We start from the raw sequence: 22,484 nt of genomic DNA, 5'->3' as shown, positions 1-22,484 counted from the left end.
GATCAGAAGTGGACCGTCACCGACGCGCGGTAGGCCTGGTTCTTCACATCGTCGCGGCCGATGGTGGTATCGGCGCTGACCGACAGGTCGACCTTGCCGGTCGCCAGAGTCAGCCCGGCGCTGGCTTCGAACCAGTCCTTGTCATACCCGGCCAGGGCAAAGCCGGGGTTGACCCCGCCCAGCCCGCCCACGAACCGCGCGGCCAGCGTGGTCGGCTGGTCGTTGAATTCGTGGACATAGTTGACCGAAGCGGTCGGACGGATCTTGCCGACGCCGTTCAGGACGAACCCGGCCCGGCCCTGCACGCTCTTGGCGGCAAAGCGGTCATAGACCAGCGCGGTCGGGCCACCCGATTCGACCGAGCGTCCGAAATCAAGCCACCCGGCCCGCACGCCAACCCGCGGGCCGAACTTGATCGACTGGCCGAATTCGGCGCCCAGGTTCACTTCGGCAGCCAGGGCCAGCACGTCATCCTGCGAGCGCAGAGTATAAGTGTTGCCCGGCAGGCTGCCGTTGCGGGTGGTGTCGCTGCGGAACTGCCCGGCGGACAGCTGGGTTTCGCCATAGAGCACCCCAAGCGACTGCTTGGCATAGAACGTGCCCTGGATCAGGCGACCCTGCACGCCGCCGCCAGCGACGCCGGTCTTGCCGTCGATGTCGGTATAGGACAGCGCAAAGCCGATCAGGCCGTTGCTGCCCATCTCCGCCTCGATCCCGCCAGCCAGGTACCAGCCGTCGAACTGGTCGTTGCCACCCAGCGGCAGCGCGGTGGCCATCGGGCGGCTTTCACCGTCGAGGTAACCACCGGCCAGGAACGCGCTCATCGTTTCAGGCAGGCGACCATCGGCCGTGCGGGTTTCGGCCATGCCGCCATCCGGGCCCTGGAAGTGGTGAACGCCGCGGTTGAGGTTGCCCACATAGGCCAGGGTCTGCACCGGACGGCCGATATAGGCGACCGTGCCGCCCAGGCTGCCCGGCTCCAGCGTGTTCAGGCGCTGGCGGATCAGGCGCGAGTTGTTGTCGAGCGCGACCGTTGCCATCGCCGAACGCAGCGTTTCCGTGCGCGGGGCCAGCGAATCCAGCACCGTGCGGATGGTCGCCGCCGACTGGAGGTCAAGCACGTCATAGAGGCCCGGCATGTTGCCAACCGCGCGGTTGGCGTCGAGCAGCTGGGCATAGGCCACCTGCACCGGCGAACTGGTCGACACGACGCTGGCGTAGCTGGCCGCATCGATCCGCAGCTGCACCGCATTGCTGCTGTAGATCGCGGTCGGACGCAGGATCGCGCTGAGTGCGGCCGGGCTGGAGAAAGTGCCCGAAACGCCGCCTTCCGCCGACAGGATCGTGTAGCGATCGCCAAAGCGCACGGTGGTGCCGGCAACCGGCGTAATGCCCAGCGCGCCGCCGATGCTGGCCGCGCCGGCGCTGGAGCCGTTGGCAACCACGCTGATGCGGTCGGACGTGCCGTTGGGCCCCAGGTTGACCAGATAGCCGGTAGCCGACGACATGATCAGGTTGCCACCGAACGTCAGCGTGCCGACGCTGCTGGCGGTGCCGGGGATGATCTGGCCCATGACGCTGGTCACGAACGGCGCGTTGATCCGGCCCGAACCGAACAGCGCCCCGCCCAGCAGGCTGTAATCGCCGACCGAAGTGAACGTGCCGTTGACGGTGTTGGTGCCCGCGAACTGGGTGGTACCCATCAGCGTGGTCAGCGATGCACCGCCCGCCACGACGAGGTTGGCCCCGGCGGTGCCGATGGTCAGCCGGTCGATCGTGACGTTCGCGCCCGACAGCGTAGTGGTGCCGTTGGCGCTGAGCGTGACATCGTAATACTGGCCGCGCGCGCCGGTCGCGCGGACGGGATCGACGTTGTTGGGCACGAACCCGGTCGCACCCGGCAGCCCGTTTGCCAGGGTCGGCGTCGGCAGGACCGGGGTTGCCGATTCCTGCGCTTCCAGCATGACTTCGCTGAACACGCGGGTTTCGATGCCCTGGCTGCCGGCGCTGTTTTCAGCGATGGCGACCGTATCGGCGTTGTTGCCGGTCGTGGCCGCCGGCGGGCGCGTGTTGACCAACGCGCCGGTGGCGAGATCCTGGCACTCATAGGAATTGAATGCCGCGGATTCGAAGCAGGCCTGGCCGAAATCGCCGCTGGTGCCGTTCTTCTGCTCACCCGGCTTGGTCGGCACACCGTTGACCAGCGAGCCACCCGACAGGATCATGTAGGCTGGGTCCAGCGTGGTGAGCCAGTGGTTCGGGTCGGTCCACGAACCGTCGCCCGACTTGGCCGAGACATAGTGATACGGGTTGTTGGCGGCGATCCAGTCCCAATAGAGATAGAGCGGCTGGTAGAAGCTGACGGTGCCATAGCCATTGGCGGGCTGGCCGTTGAAGAACCGGGTGTAACCACCCGACAGCACGCCGATCACGACCTGCTTGGCAAAGTTCTGCAGGATCAGCGGACCGCCGGAATCCCCGCTGGCCGTGGTCCCTTCGCTGGGCTTGCCGTCCTTGATCCGGGCGGGATCGCGGAACGCGTTGAAATCGAAGATGCTGGCCCCGGGCGTGCCCCGAAGCGGATCGTCGAAGTCCATGAAATAGAGGTTCTGCTTGAGGCCCGACGGCGGCTCACCGAACAGGAACTGTTCGAACGTGTCGAGGTCGGTCAGCGCGCCGATCATGTTTTCGGCCGAACGGCGACGGAAGTCGATCGAGGCGCTGGACCCGGCCGTGCCGGTGCCGTTGCGGCCGTAACCTGTAATCGCGACGTTATAGCCGGTGCCCGCCGCGCCGATCGCGCCCGGATCGGGCAACGGCGAAAACAGCAGCGCCCAGGTGGGAATATTGGCAGCCGGCGTATCCAGCGTGGCCAGCGCGACGTCGCCATAGAGGAAGCTGTTTGCCGCCGGTTCCAGCGAGAAGTCGTTATAGACCACCTGGTTCACGTTGTAGACCGACGAGACAAGGTTGGTCTTGCCGGCCAGCGAACCGCTCAGCCACTGGATCAGCTCGTCCGGCGCGCCCGGCGCTTCGGCGCGCAGGTTGGCTTCGAACCCGAACATGATCGGCGTGCCGCCCGACGCGTTGCCATAGGCGGTGGCGGCGCGGCTGTTGACGCAGTGCGCCGCGAAAATGACCGTGCGCGGATTGATCAGCGTGCCGGTGCACAGCCCGACCGTGCCGTTGCCGTTGTTGATCACCATCTGGCCAACGCCAGTGATGTTGGTGGTATCGCGCGCGGTAACCTGGGTGCCCGGATTCGCGATCAGGATTTCGGGATCCGCATCGACAGCGACGATCCGGGGACCGGCCTGCGCTTCGGGATCGGTAGCTTCGACCCGGCCCGCCGCGCCGTGCGCTTCGGGCGCGGTCGCCGCGATCTTGCCGGCGCCATCCTGGGCAAACGCGGCTTGCGCGCCGGCAAACAGCAACGCGGTCGAGGCAAGCCAGCCCGCACGACGGAGCGAACGGTTCAGTTTCATATCCTGCATGGAAACCCCACAAAAAATTTGGTGTGGCGCGTCATGCATCAGTCATTTGACATTGAGAACCCCTAATAAGTACTGTGGAAATAATATTTCCAACAATTACTTCAAACTGTCACTTCGTTACCCCAGTAAAAGTAGAGGACACATACAAACCGGCGCATTGCGCTCCCCGCTTGCCCGCTGGCGCGGGGACGGATTAGGGTCGCGTCCTGCAACCGATGCCGGAGCCACGATGACCCTTGCCAGCCGCCCGCGCCGCAGCGCGCTCTATCTGCCCGCCTCCAACGCGAAAGCCCTGGCCAAGGCCCGCACCCTGCCCTGCGATGTCGTGATCCTCGATCTGGAAGACGCGGTCGCGCCGGAACTGAAAGACGCCGCGCGCGAGGCCGCCATTGCCGCCGTGTTCGAAGGCGGGTTCGGAGAGCGCGAACTGGTGATCCGCGCCAATGCGCTTGGCACCGAATGGGGCGCGGCGGATCTGGCCGCGATTACCGCTGCCGGACCGGACGCGGTGCTGGTGCCCAAGGTCAGCAGCCCCGCCGACATCCGCGCTTGCGACGCCGCGCTGGCCGCCGCGCCGCCGCACACGCAGCTGTGGGTGATGATCGAGACCTGCGCCAGCGTCGCCCAGCTGGACGCCATCGCCGCCTGCGCCGCCGATACCCGGCTGGCGCTGTTCGTGATGGGCACGAACGACCTTGCCAAGGAAATGCGCGCGCGCCTGACGCCAGGGCGCGCACCGTTCCTGCCGATCCTGACGCTGACTGTCGCCGCCGCCCGCGCGCATGGCGTGGCGGTGCTGGACGGGGTGTGCAACGAGTTCCGCGATCTGGCCGTGTTCCGGGCCGAGGCGGAACAGGGGCTGGACTGGGGGTTTGACGGCAAGACCCTGATCCACCCGGACCAGATCGAGCCGTGCAACGCGGTCTTCACCCCCGGCGCGGCGGAAGTGGCATGGGCGCAGACCGTGGTTTCCGCCTTCGACCAGCCCGAAAATGCGGGCAAGGGTGCGATCAAGGTGGACGGCAAGATGGTGGAGCTGCTCCATCTGGAGCAGGCCCGGCAAATGCTGGCCATCGCCGCGCAGATTGCGGCGAGAACCTGACCGGATAGCAGCCCGGCCGGGCAAACCGGCGGGACCAACCAAGGAAGAGACGATGCTGAACGGGATCAAGGTCATCGACCTGACGACAGTGGTGTTCGGCCCCTATTGCACCCAGGTGCTGGCCGATCTGGGCGCGGACGTGATCAAGGTGGAAAGCCCCGGGATCGGCGATGCGTTTCGCTGGGCCGGCATCCCCGCCGCGACGCCGGGCATGGGGCCGCAGTTCATGGCGCTCAACCGGGGCAAGCGCTCGATCGCGCTGAACCTGAAGGACGAGGGCGACAACGCGGTGATGCGCGGCCTGCTGGCCGATGCCGATGTGCTGGTGGTCAACGTGCGAGGCAAGGCGCTGGAGCGGCTGGGGCTGGATTACGATGCGGTCCGCGCGCTGCGGCCCGACATCATCTATGTCCACTGCGTCGGCTTCGGACAGGACGGCCCCTATGCCGATCTGCAGGCCTATGACGATGTGATCCAGGCGGCGAGCGGAACCGCCACGCTGCTGCCGCGCGTCGATGGCGATCCGCGGCCGCGCTATCTGCCCTCGCTGGTCGCGGACAAGGTCGCCGGGCTGCATGCGGCCTATGCCACCCTCGCCGCGCTGTTCCACCGCCAGCGCACCGGCGAAGGCCAGCGCGTGGAAGTGCCGATGCTGGAAGTGTTCACCAGCTTCATGATGCTGGAGCACCTGGGCAACCAGACCTTCGATCCACCCACCGGCCCGGCGGGGTATGAACGCCAGCTCGACCCCGATCGCCAGCCCTTTCCCACCAGCGACGGCGCGGTCAGCATCGTCGCCTATACTCCCGATGCCTGGGACCGGATCTTCACGCTGCTGGAAGACCCGGACTTCATCACGGCAGAGCGCTTCGCCACGCCGCGTGGACGGTTTGAGCATTCGGCGGAGCTCTACCAGCACATCGCCGCATTGACCCCGAACTTCACCACCGCCGAAGTCGTGGCGCGATGCCACGCCGCGCAGATCCCGGCCCAGCCGGTGCGCGATCTTGGCGAAGTGATGGACGATCCGCACTTCATCGCCACCGGCTTCTTCCGCCGCCGTGAGCACCCCAGCGAGGGCGCCTATTTCGAAGTGCCCCAGCCGCTGAAGTTCGGCGCCATGCCTTATACCCCGCCGCGTTTCCCGCCGGGCATCGATGAACATGGCGCGGAAATCCGCAGTGCGGTTGAAGGCCGGGATTGACTCACAGCAGCAGGTCTTCAACCTGCCAGCCAAACGCGGCGCGCCAGATGCCGTGCGGACCATTGCAAGAGGATGCCAAGCATGAACGGGGCCGAAGCCTTTATCCAGACGCTGAAACTGTGCGGGGTGGAGGTCTGCTTTGCCAATCCCGGCACGTCGGAAATGCAGCTGGTTGCCGCGATCGACCAGACGCCGGGAATGCGCGCGATCCTGGGCCTGTTCGAAGGCGTGGTGACCGGCGCGGCGGATGGCTATGGCCGCATGGCCGACAAGCCCGCCGTTACCCTGCTGCACCTCGGGCCGGGGCTGGGCAATGGCCTGGCCAACCTGCACAACGCACGCCGCGCCGGTTCGCCCGTGATCAACATGGTCGGCGATCACGCGACCTATCACCTGCACTACAACGCCCCGCTGACGTCCGACGCCGCCGGGGTGGCGCGGCCGATGTCGGACTGGGTCCGCGTGTCGCAGTCGGAACGCGATCTGGCGCAGGCCGGGGCCGAAGCCTTTGCCGTCGCGCAAAGCTATCCGGGCAAGATCGCCACGGTGATCGTGCCCGCGGACCACGCCTGGACCGAAGGGTCGGCGGCAGTGGCCCCGCCCACCCTGCCTGCGCCGGCGCAGGTTCCCGCCGAAGCCATCGCCCAGGCCGCCGCCGCGCTGCGCGAAGTGGACGGGCCGAAGTGCCTGTTCCTGGGAGGCCGCGCGCTGCGCGAGGATGCGCTGGTGCAGGCCGGGCGGATCGCGGCGGCCACCGGCGCGCGGCTGGTCTGCGAAACCTTCGCCACCCGCCACCAGCGCGGCGCGGGCCGGGTCGCGGTGGAGAAGCTGCCTTATTTCGGGGAAATGGCCGAAGCCTATCTGGCCGATTTCAAGGCCATCGTGTTCGTCGGCACCGAACCGCCGGTGTCGTTCTTTGCCTATCCCGGCAAGCCCAGCTTCCTGTCCCCGCCCGGCGCGGCGCTGGTGCGCATGGCATCGCTGCGCGAGGATGCGCTGGGCGCGCTGACCGGCCTTGCCGATACGCTGGGCGCCCCGCCAGAGCCCGCGCTGGTGCAGGCGCCGACCCGTTTCCCGGCAGAGGACGGACGGCTCAATTCCGCCAACCTCGGCGCGATTTTGGCCGAACTGCTGCCGGAAAACTGCATCGTCTCGGACGAGAGCGCGACCTCTGGCGGCGCGGCTTTCGCGATGTGTGCGGGCGCGGCGCAGCATGACTGGTTGCAGCTGACCGGCGGCGCGATCGGGCAAGGCCTGCCGCTGGCGGTCGGCGCGGCAGTGGCCTGCCCGGACCGCAAGGTGATTGCGCTGCAAGCCGATGGCTCGGGCATGTATACCAACCAGGCGCTCTGGACGATGGCGCGCGAGCAACTGGATGTTACCACGATCCTGCTCAACAACGGTTCCTACGCGATCCTCAATATCGAACTGATGCGCGTGGGCGTGCAGAATCCGGGGCCGAAGGCGCTCTCGATGCTCGACCTGAAGCACCCGGAAATCAACTGGGCGGAAATTTCCACGGGCATGGGCGTTCCCGCCGTGCGCGTATCCACGGCAGAGGAATTCCGCGCCGCGCTGGCCGATGCGCTCGCGGCCAAGGGTCCGCGCCTGATCGAGGCGCTGCTGTAATGGGCCAATCACTCAACTTGCTGCCCGCCTCGGTCGATGATTTCCGGCGCGTGGCGGAACGGCGCCTCCCCCGCTTTCTGTTCGATTACATCGATGGCGGCGCGGGCGCGGAAGTGACCCTGCGGCGCAACACCGCCGATTGGGAAGCGGTGCAGCTCAACCAGAAAGTGCTGGTCGATGCCTCGCGCATGGACACTTCGGTTGAGCTGTTCGGGCAGAAGCTGGCGATGCCGCTGGTGCTGGCCCCGGTCGGCATGGGCGGGATGACCGCGCGGCGCGGCGAAGTGCAGGCCAAGCGCGCGGCGGACAAGGCCGGCATTCCGTTCTGCCTCTCCACCGTGGGTATCTGCCCGATGGAGGAAGTGAGCCAGGTTTCGCCCACCCCGTTCTGGTTCCAGCTCTATATGCTGAAGGACCGGGGCGTGGTGCAGGATATCCTGAACCGCGCGGCGGCGCACGGGGTCGATACGCTGGTGTTCACCATCGACCTGGCCGTGCTGGGCACGCGTTATCGCGACATTCGCAACGGCATGGCGGGCGGGCTGGGTCCGTGGGGGCGGCTGCGCTCTGGCGTGATCGACTACATGCTCCACCCGCGCTGGGCCGTGGACGTGGGGCTGCGCGGCGGGCCGCACGGGTTCGGCAACATCGCGCCCTATGTCCAGCAATCGAAGAACCCGCGCGATTACCTCAACTGGACGGGCTCGCAGTTCGATTCCTCGGTCACCTGGACAGACATCGAATGGCTGCGCCAGGTCTGGCCGGGCAAGCTGGTGCTGAAGGGCATCCTTGACGTTGCCGACGCGCGCGATGCGGTGCGCGTGGGAGCGGACGGCTTGATCGTATCCAACCACGGCGGGCGCCAGCTGGACGGGGTGGCTTCCACCGCCACGATGCTGCCACGCATTGCCGATGCGGTGGGGGATCAGACCACGCTGCTGGTCGATGGCGGCATTCGCAGCGGGCAGGATCTGGTCCGCGCGCTGGCGCTGGGGGCAAAAGCCGCGCTGGTCGGGCGGCCGTGGGTCATGGCGCTCGCCGCCGGAGGCGAGGCGGCACTCACGCGGATGCTGGGCCTGATCAAACAGGACATGCGCACCGCACTGGGGCTGACGGGGATACCCAACGCCCGCGATGTGACCCGCGCCGCGCTGCTGGAGCAATGACGATGGACCTGCTGAACGCGTTGCGCGACATTGTCGGCGATGGCGGCGTGCTGACGGGTGAGGACCTGACCACCCGCGCCGCTGACTGGCTGGGGCTGAGCACGTGCCAGGCCAAGGCGGTGATCCGCCCGCGCAGCACCGCCGAACTCTCCGCCGTGATGCAGCGTTGCCACGCTGTGCGCCAGCCGGTGATCGGCACCGGCGGGCTGACCGGCCTGGTCCACGGCACCGACGCGCAGGGCCATGAAATCCAGATCTCGTTCGAGCGGATGCGCAGCGTGATCTCGGTCGATCCGGTCGGGCGGACGATGCTGGTCGAGGCTGGCACGCCCTTGCAGGTCGTGCACGAGGCGGCGGCAGCACATGGCCTGATCTATCCGGTCGATCTGGGATCGCGCGGATCGTGCACCATCGGCGGCAATATCTCCACCAACGCGGGCGGCAACACCGTGGTGCGATACGGGATGACGCGCGACAACGTGCTGGGGCTGGAAGCGGTGCTGGCCGATGGCACCGTCATCTCCTCGCTCAACACCCTGCTGAAGAACAACGCCGCCTATGACCTGAAGCAGCTGTTCATCGGCAGCGAAGGCACGCTGGGGCTGGTGACGCGCGCGGTGCTGAAGCTCTACCCCCAGCCGCTCAGCGAGGGGACGGCGCTGGTCGCGCTCGACAGCTTTGACGCGGTGATGGCCTTCTTCGCGCATTGCGGGCGGCGGCTGGGCGGGCTGCTCTCCTCGTTCGAGGTGATGTGGCAAAGCCATTATGAATTGATCGCGGTAAACAGCGGCCGCCACAATCCGCCCTTGCCCGGTGGCCATGGCTATTACGCCATCGTCGAGGCGACCGGCACCGATGCCGAACGCGACGAGGCCTTGTTTGCCCAAGTGCTGGGCGAAGCACTGGAACAGGGCCACGCCAGCGACGTCGTGATAGCCGCCAGCAAGGCACAGCGCGCCGCGATCTGGGGCATCCGCGAAGATATCGAGGGCCTGTTCGGGGCTCTGACTCCCAGTTGCACCTTCGATGTCAGCATGCCGATCGCGGCGATGGATGACTACGTCCTGAAACTGACCGCCGCCGCCCATGCCGAATGGGGCGCGGACACGCGGGTCGTGGTGTTCGGGCACCTGGGCGATGGCAACCTGCACATCCTGGTCGCGCCGCGCCCGTGGAGCGCGGAAGCACCGCACAAGGTCGAAACGCTAGTCTATGAACCGCTGCGCGCGCTGGGCGGCTCGATTTCGGCCGAACACGGCATCGGGCTGGAAAAACGAGCCTGGCTGAACGTGTCGCGCACGCCCGAGGAAATCGCGCTGATGCACACGCTGAAAGCCGCGCTCGATCCGCTGGGGCTGCTCAATCCCGGCAAAGTGCTGCGCTGATTTTTCAGCATCATGAAAAACACTGCGCAATGTTGAAATAAGCCGGAGCGCCCGATAGGCCGCCGATAACGATTCCGAAGGGAGACAGGCGATGAGCGGGATGCTCGAAGGCAAAGTCGTGGCAATCACCGGTGCCGGGCGCGGCGTGGGGCGGGAGATCGCCCTGCTCTGCGCAAAACACGGTGCGGCGGTGGTGGTGAACGATCCCGGCGTGGGCGGCGGCGGCGAAGGCGGCGATGCCGGTCCGGCGCAGCAAACCGTGGACGATATCGTCGCGGCCGGCGGCAAGGCCTGGGCGAACCTGGCCAGCGTGGCCGACCCGGTCGGCGCGGCCAGCATCATCGAGGATGCGGTGCAGCGCTTCGGCCGGATCGACGCGGTGGTCAACAACGCGGGCATCCTGCGCGACACCATCTGGCACAAGATGAGCTTTGAAGACTGGCGCGCGGTGATCGACGTGCACCTGCACGGCAGCTTCAACGTGTCAAAGGCAGCCACCCCCTATTTCCGCGAGCAACAATCCGGCAGCTTCATCCACTTCACCAGCACCAGCGGCCTGATCGGCAACATCGGGCAGGCCAACTATTCGGCGGCCAAGCTGGGGATCGTCGGCCTGTCGCAGTCGATCGCGCTCGACATGGCGCGGGTCGGCGTGCGGTCCAACTGCATCGCCCCCTTCGCGTGGAGCCGGATGACCGCATCGATTCCGGCCGAAACGCCCGAGCAGAAGGAACGGGTCGAACGCCTGAAGACCATGAGCGCGGACAAGATCGCGCCGCTGGTGGTCTACCTTGCCTCCGATGCGGCGAAGGACGTCAGCAACCAGATCTTCTCCGTCCGCAAGAACGAGATCGTGCTCTACAACAAGCCGCGCCCGATCCGGTCGATGACCAAGGTCGAAGGCTGGACGCCGGAGACAATCGCGGACGAGCTGATCCCCGCGTTCAAGCCCAGCTTCGCACGCGCGGACGAAGTTTCGGCGCACGTCTTCCCTTACGATCCTATCTGAGGAACCACCCATGAGCACCCCCGGAATGGACACTGACGTCTTTGAACAGTTCATCGAACAGCTGCACCGCTATGTCCGCGAACGGCTGATCCCGGCCGAGCGCGAGATCATCGAGACGGATCGCATCCCGGACGAGATCCTCGACGAAATGCGCGACATGGGCCTGTTCGGCCTGACCATGCCGGAGGAATTTGGCGGCGCGGGGATGAACGTCACGCAATATGCGCAGACCATCCGCACCCTGTCCTATGCGATGCCCGCGTTCCGTTCGATCATCTCGATCAACATCGGCATGGTCTGCTCGGCGCTGAAGAACGGCGGCACCGATGCGCAGAAGGCCGAATGGCTGCCGCGCCTGGCCGCCGGTGAAATCGCCAGCTTCGGGTTGACCGAGCCGGGCTCCGGATCGGATTCCGCCGCGATGCAGACGATGGCGGTGCGCTCTGGCAACGGCTGGGTGCTGAACGGGACGAAGCGGTACATCACCAACGCGCCCTTCGCGAAGGTCGCGCTGATCATGGCCCGCACCAGCAAGGAAGCCCTGCCCAAGAACGCCCACGTTTCGGCGTTCCTGGTGCCGATGGATACGCCGGGCGTCTCGGTCGGCAAGTCGGACAAAAAGATGGGCCAGTCGGGCAGCCACATCGCCGACATCATCATGGAAGACGTTCACCTGCCCGCCGACGCGCTGCTGGGGGACACCGAAGGACGCGGCTTCGTCACCGCGATGCAGAGCCTCGACAACGGGCGCATCTCGGTCGGCGCGGCGGCGACCGGCTATGCCCGCCGCGCGCTCGACAGTGCGCTGCGCTATGCCAATGAGCGCAAGGCCTTTGGCGAACCGATCGCGCAGTTCCAGCTGATCCAGCAGATGCTGGCCGACAGCGAAATCGAGATCTACGCCGCGGAATCGATGCTGGCCGACGTCACCGCCCGCGCCGACCGGGGCGAAAACGTGCTGCGCAAGGCCGCCGCGTTCAAGGTCTTCGCCACCGAGATGTGCGGCCGCGTGGTCGACCGCGTGGTGCAGGTCTATGGCGGGGCGGGCTATCTGGCTGAATACGATGCCGAACGCTTCTTCCGCGATGCGCGCATCTACCGCATCTACGAAGGCACGACCCAGATCCTCCAGCTCCAGATCGCCAAGCACATGCTGCGCGAATGGAAAGCAGAGCAGGGCTGAGCCGATGTACGATATCCTGACCGGCCTGTCGGTGGTGGAGGTTTCCTCCTTCGTCGCATCGCCTACCGCCGGGCTCTACATGGGCCAGTTCGGCGCGGACGTGATCCGGGTCGACCAGATCGGCGGCGGGCAGGATTTCCGGCGCTGGCCGGTGACAGAGGCCAACGACTCGCTCGGCTGGGAAAACCTCAACCGCGCCAAGCGCAGCCTCGCGCTCGATTTCGGCAAGCCCGAAGCGCGGGAGCTGCTGACCGAGCTGATCCGCAAGACCGGGCAACTGATCACCAACCTGCCGGTCAGCGGCTTTCTGGCGCACGACCGGCTGGCCGAGGGACGACCCGATCTGGTGACGGTGCGGGTGATGGGCTGGCCGGATGGCTCGGTCGCGCTGGACTACACCGCCAACGCCGCCGTCGGCTACACCGCGCTGACCGGCCCGCTGGAAGACCCGCGCCCGGTCAACCACGTGCTGCCCGCGTGGGACCTGCTGACGGGTGCCTATGCCGCGTTTGCCCTGCTCGCCGCGATCCGGCGGCGCGAACAGACCGGGCTGGGCGGCGAAGTGCGCCTGCCGCTGACCGACATCGCGATGGGCAGTTCCGCCAACCTCGGCCGCGTGGCCGAAGTGCTCTATACCGGGCAGGACCGCGAACGGCTGGGCAATGCCGTGTTCGGCACGATCGGCCGCGACTTCGTGACCCGCGATGGCGACCGGCTGATGATCGTCGCGATCAACGAACGCCAGTGGCAGGGGCTGGTCAAGGCGCTGGGGCTGGCCGAAGGGCTGGCCGCGCTCGAGGCCGATCTGGGCGTGCGCTTTGCCGGCGACGATGGCACCCGCTTCCGCAATCGCGCCGCGATCTTTGCGCTGATCGAGGCCGAAGTGGCGAAATACGATCATGCCGATCTAGCCGCGCTGCTGGATGCCAACGGCGTGGTCCACGGCCCCTATCGCACGATGGTAGAGGCGGTAAACGATCCCCGCCTGCTGACCGCGAACCCGATGTTCGCGCCCTCCACCGGCAATCCCAGCGGCTTTGACTACCCCGCCGCCGGAGCCTTTGCCACTTTGCCCGGCATGGAGCGCAAACCCGCCGCCCCCGCCCCGCGCATCGGCCAGCACAGCGAAGCCGTGCTGGCGGACACGCTGGGGCTGTCTTCCGGCGAAATCGCCCGCCTGATCGACTCTGGAATCGTAGGAACCAACTGATGACCCAATTGCGTCGCGCTGCCATCGTCGCCCCGATCCGCACCCCTGTCGGCAAGTTCGGCGGCGCGCTGTCCTCGCTCACCGCCGGACAGCTGGGCGCGGTGATTCTGAAAGCGCTGATGGAGCGCACGAAGATCGACCCGTCGCGGGTCGATGATGTCGTGTTCAGCCAGGGCTATGGCAATGGTGAAGCGCCCTGCATCGGCCACTGGTCGTGGCTGCTGGCCGGCCTGCCGGAGGAAGTGCCCGGCTATCAGCTGGACCGCCGCTGCGGATCGGGCCTGCAGGCGATCATCAACGCCGCGATGATGGTGCAGACCGGGATGAGCGACGTGGTCGTCGCGGGTGGCTGCGAGTCCATGTCGAACGTCGAGCATTACACCACCGACATCCGCAAGGGCGTGCGCGCGGGCAACCTGACGCTGCATGACCGCCTGACGCGCGGCCGCGTGATGAGCCAGCCGATCGAGCGCTATGGCGTGATTTCGGGCATGATCGAAACCGCCGAGAACCTCGCCAAGGACTGGGCGATCAGCCGTGAAGCCTGCGATGCCTATGCCGTGCGCAGCCACCAGCGCGCCGCCGCCGCGTGGGCGAACGACCTGTTCGCGGATGAGCTGGTGCCGGTCGAGATCCCGCAGAAAAAGGGCGATCTGATCGTCTTCGCGCATGACGAGGGCTACCGCGCCGACGCCACCATGGAAACCCTGGGCAAGCTGCGTCCGATCGAGGGCGGCGTGGTGACCGCCGGGAACGCCAGTCAGCAGAACGATGCCGCCGCCGCCTGCCTGGTGGTGGCCGAGGACAAGCTGGAGGAACTGGGCCTGGAACCCATCGCGTTCTTCCATTCGTGGGCGGCGGCGGGCTGCGATCCCAGCCGGATGGGCTTTGGCCCGGTCCCCGCGACCGAGCGCCTGTTCGCGCGCAACGGGTTGTCGTGGAATGACATCGGCCTGATCGAACTGAACGAAGCCTTCGCCCCGCAAGTCCTCGCCTGTCTGAAGGGCTGGGGCTGGTCGGACGATGACAGCCGCCACGATATCCTGAACGTCAATGGTTCGGGCATTTCGCTGGGCCATCCCATCGGCGCGACCGGTGGCCGCATCCTGGCCAACCTGACCCGCGAAATGCAGCGCCGCGACGTCCGCTATGGGCTGGAAACGATGTGCATCGGCGGCGGTCAGGGCATCGCGGCGGTGTTCGAGAAGGCCTGAACCATGCGGGACGCCATCGATCTGGCCCACGTCCTCGGCGCGGCGCAGGCCTATCGCGCCGCCGCGCTGGAAGCGCTGGCGCAGCGGCTGGAAACCCGCCAGATCGATGACGAACAACGCGCCGCGCACGGCTTTGCGTGGATCGCCACGAGCGTCGCCGCGCTGGAAGCGGTGCACGGCTGGCGGGTGGCGAACGGCGATGCCAATCCGCTTGACGCACAAGTGGCCGAGCTGGCCTTTGCCGAAACGATCGCGCAACTGGTCGGCGGCTTGCCGATGGGCCAGAACGAGCTGGCCCGCCCGGCCGACCTTGGCCTGTCCCACGCCGCGCGCGATCTGGCCCACGCGGCCCGTGACCTGATCGAGGTGGATCATGCCCCCTTGCGCGCCGCCATCGCCGCCGCGCTGGCCAGCGGGCACTGGCCCAGCGAGACGCTGCACGACGCCGAACTCGACGCGATCCGCGACCAGTTCCGCAAGTTCACCGACGCCGAGATCCTGCCCCACGCGCACCAGTGGCATCTCGCCAACGCGCTGATCCCCGACGCGACCGTGGCGGCCATGGCCGATCTGGGCACGTTCGGGGTTTGCATTCCGGAGGAATTCGGCGGGCTCGGCCTCTCGAAGCTGGTAATGTGCCTGGTGACCGAGGAACTGTCGCGCGGGTGGATCGGCGCGGGTTCGCTCGGCACCCGCAGCGAAATCGCGGGCGAGTTGATCGGCATGGGCGGCACGGCGGAGCAAAAGGCCCACTGGCTGCCGAAAATCGCCAGCGGTGAAGTGCTGCCGACCGCCGTGTTCACCGAGCCGGATGTCGGCTCCGATCTTGGGTCCCTGCAAACCCGGGCGCGGCGCGACGGGGCAGACTGGGTCATCACAGGCTCCAAGACCTGGATCACCCATGCCAGCCGGTCCGACCTGATGACGCTGCTGGCGCGCACGGTTTCAAGTGCTTCTGGCCCGGATGCCAAGGGCTATGCCGGCCTGTCGATGCTGCTGGTTCCCAAGCCGCGCGGGACCGAAGCCGACCCATTTCCGGCGGACGGCATGGCCGGCAGCGAAATTGAAGTGCTGGGCTATCGCGGGATGCGCGAATACGCGCTGTCGTTCGATGGCATGCGCGCGCCCGCCGATGCGCTGCTGGGCGGTGAGGAAGGGCAGGGCTTCAAGCAGCTGATGCGCACCTTTGAGGGTGCCCGCATCCAGACCGCCGCCCGCGCCGTGGGCGTGGCCCGCCGCGCGCTCGAACTGGGGCTGGACTATGCGCTAAACCGCAAGCAATTCGGCAAGGCGATCGTGGCGTTCCCGCGCGTGGCCGACAAGCTGGCGATGAGCCTGTGTGACCTGATCCTGAGCCGCGAACTGACCTATGCCGCCGCCCGCGCCAAGGATTCGGGCAAGCGCTGCGACATCGAGGCTGGCATGGCCAAGCTGCTCGCCGCGCGCGCCGCGTGGAGCAATGCCGATGCCAGCCTGCAGATCCACGGCGGCAACGGCTATGCGCTGGAATACGAAATCAGCCGCGTGTTGTGCGACGCGCGCATCCTCAACATCTTCGAAGGCGCGGCGGAGATTCAGGCGCAAGTGATCGCGCGCGGGCTGGTGGGCGGACGCAACTGATGAGCGAATGGAACGACTGGATCGGCCGCACCGAAACCCGCATGGACCGGGTCGATCCCGGCATGGTCACGCGCTGGCTGGCCACGCTGGACCGTGCCGCCCCCGTGGACGAAAGCGTGCCGCAAGGCCTGCATTGGTGCCTGTGCCTGCCTGACGCGCCGACCGCCGCACTGGGGCCTGACGGCCACCCGCGCCGCGATGACAGCCCCGACAGCTTCCTGCCGCCGGTTCCCCTGCCGCGCCGGATGTGGGCGTCCAGCAAGGTGGAGTTCCACGCCCCGCTGCGTCCCGATGACAGCGTCACCCGCACCTCGCGCGTGGCATCGATCACGGACAAGCAGGGTGGTTCGGGGCGGCTGGTGTTTGTCGAGGTGGAGCATGACACCCTCACCGCCAGCGGCCTGGCTGTGCGCGAGGTGCAGTCCATCGTCTACCGCGATGCCGCCGCACCCGGCACCCCGCCCGCGCCGCCGCCGCTGGGCGAAGGGCAGTTCGATCCAGCCCCGTGGGACGCGCACCGCGCGCTGACTCCAGCCGAACCGCTGCTGCTGCGGTTTTCCGCGCTGACGTTCAACAGCCACCGCATCCATTACGACCTGCCCTATGCCACGGCGGAAGAAGGCTATCGCGGGCTGGTCGTCCACGGCCCGCTGACCGCGACCTTGCTGCTTGATCTCGCGCAGCGGGAGCTTGGCGACAATGCCCTGAAAAGCTTTGCCTTTCGCGGCCTGTCTCCGGCGATTTGCGGCGAAATGCTGCACCTTGTGCTGCGCAACAAAAATGGCGCGGCAGAGCTTGGCGCCTTTGCGGCGGACGGGCGCCATGTGATGAGTGCCAGCGCCGCCCTTTAACCTTTGGGTAACGTGCCGGTGCGACAAGGCTGGCATGTCCAAAGCCTTTGCCCTTGCCGCGAATCGGATCGCCATGCCTGCACCGGCCGAAGCTGCACGCTCGGCTATCGTCTGCGGCTGCGCCCTGTTGCTGATCGCCGCCGGTCAGGCGCTGCCCGTGCTAGGCCTGTAACAGCCGCCACAGCGCGGCCAATGCCGATACCCCCAGCACCGCGCCGGTAAACGTGCGCCACGCCGCATCGCTGACTTTGCCGAAGGCGTGATTGCCGGCCCAGTTGCCCAGCAGCACCGCCGGAAACAGGATCGCGGCTAGCATCGGCTCGCGCACTGTCGCCACCCCCAGCAGGCTGGCCGATGCGACCCCGGCGATGCTGGTCGCCATGAAGATCGTCATCATCGACGCGCGGGCCAGTTGCGGCGAAATCTGGCGGCGCAGGTAATACGGCACGACCGGCGGCCCCGGCATCCCGGCAAACCCGGTGAGCACGCCAGAGGTAATGCCCGTGGTCCCGGTTTCCAGCGTGCCGGGCGCATGATGCTCCGCGCGTTTCGGCAGCAGCACCAGCACGAAACTGCCCAGCGCGATCAGTGCGATCACCAGCCGCGCGACGGCCGGATCGGTGATTGCCAGCAGCCACACCCCCAGCGGCGTGAACAACACCGCCAGACCGCCGATGACGTAGGCCGACTTCTCGCTATTGCCCAGGATCTTGCGCAGGCCGACCAGCCCGATCAGCACGCCCAGCCAGTTCGACACGACCACCGCCTCGCCCGGCGGAATGGCCAGCCCCAGCACCGGCACCAGCAGGATCGCCATGCCAAACCCCGCCAGCCCGCGGACGAACGCCGCCGCCAGCGCTGCCGCCAGCGCGATGGCCAGCTGCTCAGGGCTCAGTCCGGCCAGCAAGTCAGCGCAGGTCCGGCGGCGTGGCTTCGCCCTTCAGCATCGCAATCGCCTCTGCCAGCGGCATGAAGCGCTGGCGCTCCTCGCCCAGCGTGCGGACGGCAACGGTGCCTTCCTCGGCCTCGCGCTTGCCGACCACCAGCAGGTGCGGAACCTTCTGCAGCGAGTGTTCGCGGACCTTGTAGTTGATCTTCTCGTTGCGCAGATCGGTTTCCACGCGGATTCCGGCCGCCTTCAGCTGCTCGGTCACATCGCGGGCATAGTCATCCGCATCGGACACGATCGTCGCCACCACGGCCTGCACCGGGGCGAGCCAGACGGGCAGCTTGCCGGCGTAATGCTCGATCAGGATGCCGATGAAGCGTTCGTACGAACCGAAGATCGCGCGGTGCAGCATGACCGGACGGTGCTTGCCGCCGTCTTCCGCGACATAGCCCGCGTCCAGCCGCTCGGGCAGCACCCGGTCCGACTGGATCGTGCCAACCTGCCAGGTGCGGCCAATCGCGTCGGTCAGGTGCCATTCCAGCTTGGGCGCATAGAACGCGCCTTCACCGGGGAGTTCTTCCCAGCCGTATTCCTCGGTCGCCAGCCCCGCACGGTGGACCGCATCGCGCAGTTCCGCTTCGGCCTGGTCCCACATCTCCTCGGTGCCAAACCGCTTTTCAGGGCGCAGCGCCAGCTTGATCGAGTAGGTGAACCCGAAGTCCTTGTAGATCCGGTCGGCCAGCGCGCAGAAATCCTGCACTTCCGACACGATCTGGTCTTCGCGGCAGAAGATGTGCGCGTCGTCCTGCGTGAACTGGCGCACGCGCATCAGCCCGTGCAGCGCGCCATGCGGTTCGTTGCGGTGGCAGCAGCCGTTTTCATAGAAGCGCAGCGGCAGGTCGCGGTACGACTTGATGCCCTGGCGGAAGATCAGGACGTGCGCCGGGCAGTTCATCGGCTTCAGCGCCATCCAGTCCGCCTCGCCCGAAATCACCGGCCCGTCGTCCTCGGTGTTGGGGACTTCGTCGGGGATGACGAACATGTTCTCGCGGTACTTGCCCCAGTGGCCGGACTGTTCCCACTGGCGGGCGTCCATGACCTGCGGGGTCTTCACTTCCTTGTAGCCCGCGCCGTCGATCGCGCGGCGCATGTAGGCTTCGAGTTCCCGCCAGACCATGTAGCCCTTGGGGTGCCAGAACACGCTGCCGTGGGCTTCCTGTTGCAGGTGGAACAGGTCCATTTCCGCGCCCAGCTTGCGGTGGTCGCGCTTGGCGGCTTCTTCCAGCCGGTGGAGGTGTTCCTCCAGCTGCTTCTTGTTGAGCCAGCCGGTGCCATAGATGCGGCTGAGCATCGCGTTGTTCTGATCGCCGCGCCAGTAGGCGCCCGACACGCGCGTCAGCTTGAAGGCGTTGGGGTCCAACTTGCCGGTGGAGGGCAGGTGCGGCCCCCGGCACATGTCCAGCCAGTCATCGCCGGACCAGTAAACGGTCAGCGTTTCGGCGTCGGGCAGTTCGGCGGCCCATTCGGCCTTGAAGCTTTCGCCCTGCTGCTTCCAGCGCGAGATCAGCTGCTCGCGGCTCCACTCCTCGCGCCGCAGCGGCTTGTTGGCGCCGATGATCTTGCGCATCTGCGCCTCGATCGCGGGCAGGTCTTCATCGGTGAAGGGCCGCTCGGCTGGCGCGAAATCGTAATAGAAGCCATCGTCGGTCGAGGGGCCGAACGTGATCTGCGTGCCGGGGAACAGCGCCTGCACCGCTTCAGCCAGCACGTGGGCATAGTCATGCCGGGCCAGGTCCAGCGCATCCGCCTCATCCTTCGCGGTCACCAGCGCCAGCTGGCAATCGCCATCGAAGGGCCGGGTCAGGTCGCGCAGTTCGCCATCGATGCGCGCGGCCAGTGCCGCCTTGGCAAGGCCGGGACCGATCGCGGCGGCGACATCCGCCGGAGTGGAGCCCACGGGCATTTCGCGGACGGAACCATCGGGCAGGCTGATCTTGAGAAGCTGAGACATGACCCGCCCTTAGCCGCGCCGGGCGTTTCCCTCAACCGCTCTCGAACTTTCGTTGGCCGGCCAGCACCGTCATCCGCTTGGCACCGCCCAGCGCCAGGTCGCGCTGGCGCACGGTTTGCACGAAACGCCATTCGCCATGGGCCGCCGTTGGCATCAGTTCGACCGCCAGATAGCCGCGCCGCGCGGTATCGCACCACTGCAGCGCGGGGTTGGCCGCCACACTTTGCCGCGCCAGGTCATCCGGCCTGATCCAGCCGAGCGTACCTTCGGCGCCCGGCGAGGTCACGCTGTGCCCGGCCATTTCCACGCCGACCCGCGCGCCCTGGTGCTGATGGTCGAACGCCCAGGCGTTGTGGCTGTCGCCCGCCAGCACCAGCAGGTTGGCATCGGCGGCCAGCGCGGACTGGTAAACCCGCTCCCGCGCGGCGGGATAGCCGCTCCACATGTCCATGCTCCACGGAATGCCATGCCTTCCCGCCGCGACGCTGGATTGCAGCCGCAGCTTCAGCCAGTCCGGCGCGGCGGCGGGAAGCCCTTCCAGCACGCCTTCGGTCATCACCAGCGAGCCCATGACGACTTGCTGCGCCAGCACCTGCCAAGGCTTGTTGGCGCGGGTGGAAGCCTTTAGCCCGCGCGCCAGCCAGTTTTCCTGCTCCGTTCCCAGCAAGGTGCGCGCGGGATCGCGCCACGCCCCGTCACGGAACGCGGTCAGCGCCGCGTCAATCCGCCCCGGTGCCGCAGACCGGAACGCTTCCTGCAGATCCAGCGCCTGCAGCCGCGCGACATGGCGGGTTTCCAACTTGAAGATCGTGGCGAGATTGCCGATTTCGTAGGCCGTCCAGTAATCGTCCGACACCGGCATCCATTCGCGGTACACCCGCTCTGCCGCTGCCTTGCGCACGGCCCAGTCGCCTTCATTGGGCTGGTGGTTTTCCGCCCCGTCCTTCCAGGTGTCATTGGCGGTTTCGTGATCGTCCCACATCACCACCATCGGCAGGATCTGGTGGATGCGCTGCAAATCGGGATCGCTGCGATAGGTGGCGAAGCGTTCGCGGTAACCCGCCAGCGTCACCGCCTCGTCCAGCGGCAGGGTCCGCCCCGCCACGGCCTGCTTCGCGGTGGGATAGGTGCCGCGCGCATATTCATAGAAATAGTCGCCCAGATGCAGCGCGAGATCGAAATCCCCCGATTCCGCCGCATGGGCATAGGCATTGAACCAGCCGAACCCGAAGTTGGAGCACGAGAACACCGCCAGCCGGAACCGCGAGACCTTGCCCACCGGCAGGGTGCGGGTCCGCCCGGTCAGCGACATTTCGCCCGATGGCGCGACGAAGCGGTAATAATACCACTTGCCGGGGGACAGTCCGCGCGCCCACGCCTTGGCGCAGCAATCCGTGGCGGGGGAGGCAAGGCAATCGCCCGACGCCGCGACTTTGGCAAAATCGCTGGTTTCGGACACTTCCCACGCCAGCTTTGTGTCCGCGCTGGCCACATAGCGAGTCCAGAGCAGGACTTGGGTCGGCCCCGGCTCGCCACTGGCAACGCCGTGGGTAAAGCCGCCAGCGCTGGCCGCCGCCGCAACCGGCGCGGACAGCCCGGCCAGCCCCAGCGCCCCCAGTTTCAGCAGATTGCGCCGGGTGGTCGGCACGGCGGGTGCGGGTGGCGGCAGGCTCATCGGCTTCTCCCTCTCATTCTCCGCCCGCGAAGCTATCGGCGTTTCGTGACAGCGCAATGGCATATCGCGCCGCGATGCGGCATGAGGGCGGCATGACCGAGCCCCGTTTTCACGCCATGCCCGATGGCCGCCAGATCGCCTTTCGCTTCGCGCCCGCAACCGGCGCAGATACCGGCCCGACGCTGGTGTTCTTGCCGGGCTACAAATCCGACATGGCGGGGGGCAAGGCCTGCGCGGTATTCGACTGGGCACGGGTCAACGGACGCGCTTGCCTGCTGCTGGACTATTCCGGCTGCGGGCTGAGCGATGGCGATTTTGCCGACGGCACGCTGTCGCGCTGGCGCGAGGAAGTGCTGGCGCTGATCGCCGCGCATTGTCCGGGGCCGGTCACCCTGATCGGATCGTCGATGGGCGGATGGCTGATGCTGCTCGTCGCGCTGGCGATCCCGGCGCAGGTCCACGCGCTCGTCGGGATTGCCGCCGCGCCGGACTTTACCGACTGGGGCACTTCGGCCGAACAGCAAGCCGAACTCGCGGCGGGCCGGGCGGTGTTCGAGGACAACCCCTATGGCCCCGAACCCACGCCGACCCATCCCGGCTTCTGGGCGGATGGACAGGCGCAGCGTTTGCTGGGCGGCGAAATCGCGCTGACCTGTCCGGTGCGGCTGCTCCACGGCCAGCAGGATGCGGATGTGCCGTGGGGCCTGTCGCTGCAACTAGCCGAGCGGCTGCGTTCAGCCGATGTGCAGGTGACCCTGATCAAGGACGGCGATCACCGCCTCAGCCGAGATGCGGACATTGCGCTGTTGCTGCGGACCATCGCGGCGCTGCCCTGATTTTGC

Annotated in this window: 17 protein-coding genes; 13 read left to right on the top strand and 4 right to left on the bottom strand. The window is 67.2% G+C overall.

Annotated features, from left to right (window positions below):
* Positions 1 to 2: 2 nt before the first annotated feature.
* A complete protein-coding gene (locus IE113_RS01445) occupies positions 3 to 3,485 on the bottom strand; it encodes an autotransporter domain-containing protein (RefSeq protein ID WP_189538643.1) in 3,483 nt (1,160 codons plus the stop codon).
* Between the two features lie 238 nt (positions 3,486 to 3,723).
* Between IE113_RS01445 and IE113_RS01440 the strand changes: the two genes are divergently transcribed.
* The 12 genes from IE113_RS01440 to IE113_RS01385 all read left to right on the top strand — a co-directional run bounded on the left by IE113_RS01440 (position 3,724) and on the right by IE113_RS01385 (position 17,239).
* Complete coding sequence (locus IE113_RS01440; RefSeq protein ID WP_189538642.1) at positions 3,724 to 4,596, top strand: HpcH/HpaI aldolase/citrate lyase family protein; 873 nt, start codon at positions 3,724 to 3,726, stop codon at positions 4,594 to 4,596.
* A gap of 52 nt (positions 4,597 to 4,648) precedes the next feature.
* Positions 4,649 to 5,800, top strand: a complete 1,152-nt coding sequence (locus IE113_RS01435) for a CaiB/BaiF CoA transferase family protein (RefSeq protein ID WP_189538641.1) — start codon at positions 4,649 to 4,651, stop codon at positions 5,798 to 5,800.
* An 81-nt stretch (positions 5,801 to 5,881) separates the two neighbouring features.
* Positions 5,882 to 7,429 (top strand): acetolactate synthase large subunit, encoded by a 1,548-nt coding sequence (locus IE113_RS01430; protein ID WP_189538640.1) that lies wholly within the window; start codon positions 5,882 to 5,884, stop codon positions 7,427 to 7,429.
* Positions 7,429 to 8,595, top strand: coding sequence for an L-lactate dehydrogenase (locus tag IE113_RS01425; RefSeq protein WP_308430026.1), 1,167 nt, complete (start codon positions 7,429 to 7,431; stop codon positions 8,593 to 8,595). Before IE113_RS01430 ends, IE113_RS01425 begins: the two co-directional genes overlap by 1 nt.
* Positions 8,596 to 8,597: 2 nt before the next feature.
* Positions 8,598 to 9,980, top strand: a complete 1,383-nt coding sequence (locus tag IE113_RS01420; RefSeq protein WP_189538639.1) for an FAD-binding oxidoreductase — start codon at positions 8,598 to 8,600, stop codon at positions 9,978 to 9,980.
* A gap of 91 nt (positions 9,981 to 10,071) precedes the next feature.
* Positions 10,072 to 10,989: an SDR family NAD(P)-dependent oxidoreductase gene (locus tag IE113_RS01415; RefSeq protein WP_229822038.1), complete on the top strand. Its 918-nt coding sequence runs from the start codon at positions 10,072 to 10,074 to the stop codon at positions 10,987 to 10,989.
* Between the two features lie 10 nt (positions 10,990 to 10,999).
* Positions 11,000 to 12,172 (top strand): acyl-CoA dehydrogenase family protein, encoded by a 1,173-nt coding sequence (locus IE113_RS01410; protein WP_189538638.1) that lies wholly within the window; start codon positions 11,000 to 11,002, stop codon positions 12,170 to 12,172.
* Positions 12,173 to 12,176: 4 nt separating this feature from the next.
* Positions 12,177 to 13,382, top strand: coding sequence for a CoA transferase (locus tag IE113_RS01405; RefSeq protein WP_189538637.1), 1,206 nt, complete (start codon positions 12,177 to 12,179; stop codon positions 13,380 to 13,382).
* Entirely contained in the window at positions 13,382 to 14,596 is a 1,215-nt protein-coding gene (locus IE113_RS01400; RefSeq protein ID WP_189538636.1) for an acetyl-CoA C-acetyltransferase, read from the top strand. Before IE113_RS01405 ends, IE113_RS01400 begins: the two co-directional genes overlap by 1 nt.
* A 3-nt stretch (positions 14,597 to 14,599) precedes the next feature.
* Positions 14,600 to 16,216, top strand: coding sequence for an acyl-CoA dehydrogenase family protein (locus IE113_RS01395; RefSeq protein ID WP_189538635.1), 1,617 nt, complete (start codon positions 14,600 to 14,602; stop codon positions 16,214 to 16,216).
* The gene (locus IE113_RS01390; protein ID WP_189538634.1) at positions 16,216 to 17,067 is read left to right on the top strand and encodes an HTD2 family dehydratase; all 852 of its coding nucleotides are present in this window, start codon (positions 16,216 to 16,218) and stop codon (positions 17,065 to 17,067) included. The genes IE113_RS01395 and IE113_RS01390 overlap by 1 nt, the downstream gene beginning before the upstream one ends.
* Positions 17,068 to 17,101: 34 nt before the next feature.
* Positions 17,102 to 17,239 carry a hypothetical protein gene (locus IE113_RS01385; RefSeq protein WP_189538633.1) on the top strand — a complete coding sequence of 46 codons (138 nt, stop codon included), beginning with the start codon at positions 17,102 to 17,104 and terminating at the stop codon, positions 17,237 to 17,239.
* Here IE113_RS01385 and IE113_RS01380 read toward each other — a convergent pair.
* Genes IE113_RS01380 through IE113_RS01370 form a run of 3 tightly spaced genes read right to left on the bottom strand, consistent with a single transcriptional unit; the run spans position 17,228 to position 21,642 of the window.
* Positions 17,228 to 17,974: a sulfite exporter TauE/SafE family protein gene (locus IE113_RS01380; protein WP_189538632.1), complete on the bottom strand. Its 747-nt coding sequence runs from the start codon at positions 17,972 to 17,974 to the stop codon at positions 17,228 to 17,230. The two genes, IE113_RS01385 and IE113_RS01380, sit on opposite strands and share 12 nt — an antisense overlap.
* 1 nt (position 17,975) lies before the next feature.
* Positions 17,976 to 19,967: a threonine--tRNA ligase gene (gene thrS, locus IE113_RS01375; protein WP_189538631.1), complete on the bottom strand. Its 1,992-nt coding sequence runs from the start codon at positions 19,965 to 19,967 to the stop codon at positions 17,976 to 17,978.
* Between the two features lie 31 nt (positions 19,968 to 19,998).
* Positions 19,999 to 21,642, bottom strand: coding sequence for an alkaline phosphatase D family protein (locus IE113_RS01370; RefSeq protein ID WP_189538630.1), 1,644 nt, complete (start codon positions 21,640 to 21,642; stop codon positions 19,999 to 20,001).
* Positions 21,643 to 21,734: 92 nt separating this feature from the next.
* On the opposite strand from IE113_RS01370, the gene IE113_RS01365 reads away from it, so the two are divergent.
* Positions 21,735 to 22,478 carry an alpha/beta fold hydrolase gene (locus IE113_RS01365; RefSeq protein WP_189538629.1) on the top strand — a complete coding sequence of 248 codons (744 nt, stop codon included), beginning with the start codon at positions 21,735 to 21,737 and terminating at the stop codon, positions 22,476 to 22,478.
* Positions 22,479 to 22,484: the final 6 nt, after the last annotated feature.

Origin of the sequence: Novosphingobium arvoryzae, from assembly GCF_014652615.1 — a bacterium.
Lineage (GTDB): Bacteria > Pseudomonadota > Alphaproteobacteria > Sphingomonadales > Sphingomonadaceae > Novosphingobium > Novosphingobium arvoryzae.
This window is presented reverse-complemented; position numbering and strand designations above follow the sequence as displayed.

What these genes read in the sequence shown, in the direction of transcription:
- IE113_RS01445 (WP_189538643.1), bottom strand. Translation starts at nt 3,485, where the DNA reads ATGAAACTGAACCGTTCGCTCCGTCGTGCGGGCTGGCTTGCCTCGACC.
- IE113_RS01440 (WP_189538642.1), top strand. Translation starts at nt 3,724, where the DNA reads ATGACCCTTGCCAGCCGCCCGCGCCGCAGCGCGCTCTATCTGCCCGCC.
- IE113_RS01435 (WP_189538641.1), top strand. Translation starts at nt 4,649, where the DNA reads ATGCTGAACGGGATCAAGGTCATCGACCTGACGACAGTGGTGTTCGGC.
- IE113_RS01430 (WP_189538640.1), top strand. Translation starts at nt 5,882, where the DNA reads ATGAACGGGGCCGAAGCCTTTATCCAGACGCTGAAACTGTGCGGGGTG.
- IE113_RS01425 (WP_308430026.1), top strand. Translation starts at nt 7,429, where the DNA reads ATGGGCCAATCACTCAACTTGCTGCCCGCCTCGGTCGATGATTTCCGG.
- IE113_RS01420 (WP_189538639.1), top strand. Translation starts at nt 8,598, where the DNA reads ATGGACCTGCTGAACGCGTTGCGCGACATTGTCGGCGATGGCGGCGTG.
- IE113_RS01415 (WP_229822038.1), top strand. Translation starts at nt 10,072, where the DNA reads ATGAGCGGGATGCTCGAAGGCAAAGTCGTGGCAATCACCGGTGCCGGG.
- IE113_RS01410 (WP_189538638.1), top strand. Translation starts at nt 11,000, where the DNA reads ATGAGCACCCCCGGAATGGACACTGACGTCTTTGAACAGTTCATCGAA.
- IE113_RS01405 (WP_189538637.1), top strand. Translation starts at nt 12,177, where the DNA reads ATGTACGATATCCTGACCGGCCTGTCGGTGGTGGAGGTTTCCTCCTTC.
- IE113_RS01400 (WP_189538636.1), top strand. Translation starts at nt 13,382, where the DNA reads ATGACCCAATTGCGTCGCGCTGCCATCGTCGCCCCGATCCGCACCCCT.
- IE113_RS01395 (WP_189538635.1), top strand. Translation starts at nt 14,600, where the DNA reads ATGCGGGACGCCATCGATCTGGCCCACGTCCTCGGCGCGGCGCAGGCC.
- IE113_RS01390 (WP_189538634.1), top strand. Translation starts at nt 16,216, where the DNA reads ATGAGCGAATGGAACGACTGGATCGGCCGCACCGAAACCCGCATGGAC.
- IE113_RS01385 (WP_189538633.1), top strand. Translation starts at nt 17,102, where the DNA reads ATGTCCAAAGCCTTTGCCCTTGCCGCGAATCGGATCGCCATGCCTGCA.
- thrS (WP_189538631.1), bottom strand. Translation starts at nt 19,967, where the DNA reads ATGTCTCAGCTTCTCAAGATCAGCCTGCCCGATGGTTCCGTCCGCGAA.
- IE113_RS01370 (WP_189538630.1), bottom strand. Translation starts at nt 21,642, where the DNA reads ATGAGCCTGCCGCCACCCGCACCCGCCGTGCCGACCACCCGGCGCAAT.
- IE113_RS01365 (WP_189538629.1), top strand. Translation starts at nt 21,735, where the DNA reads ATGACCGAGCCCCGTTTTCACGCCATGCCCGATGGCCGCCAGATCGCC.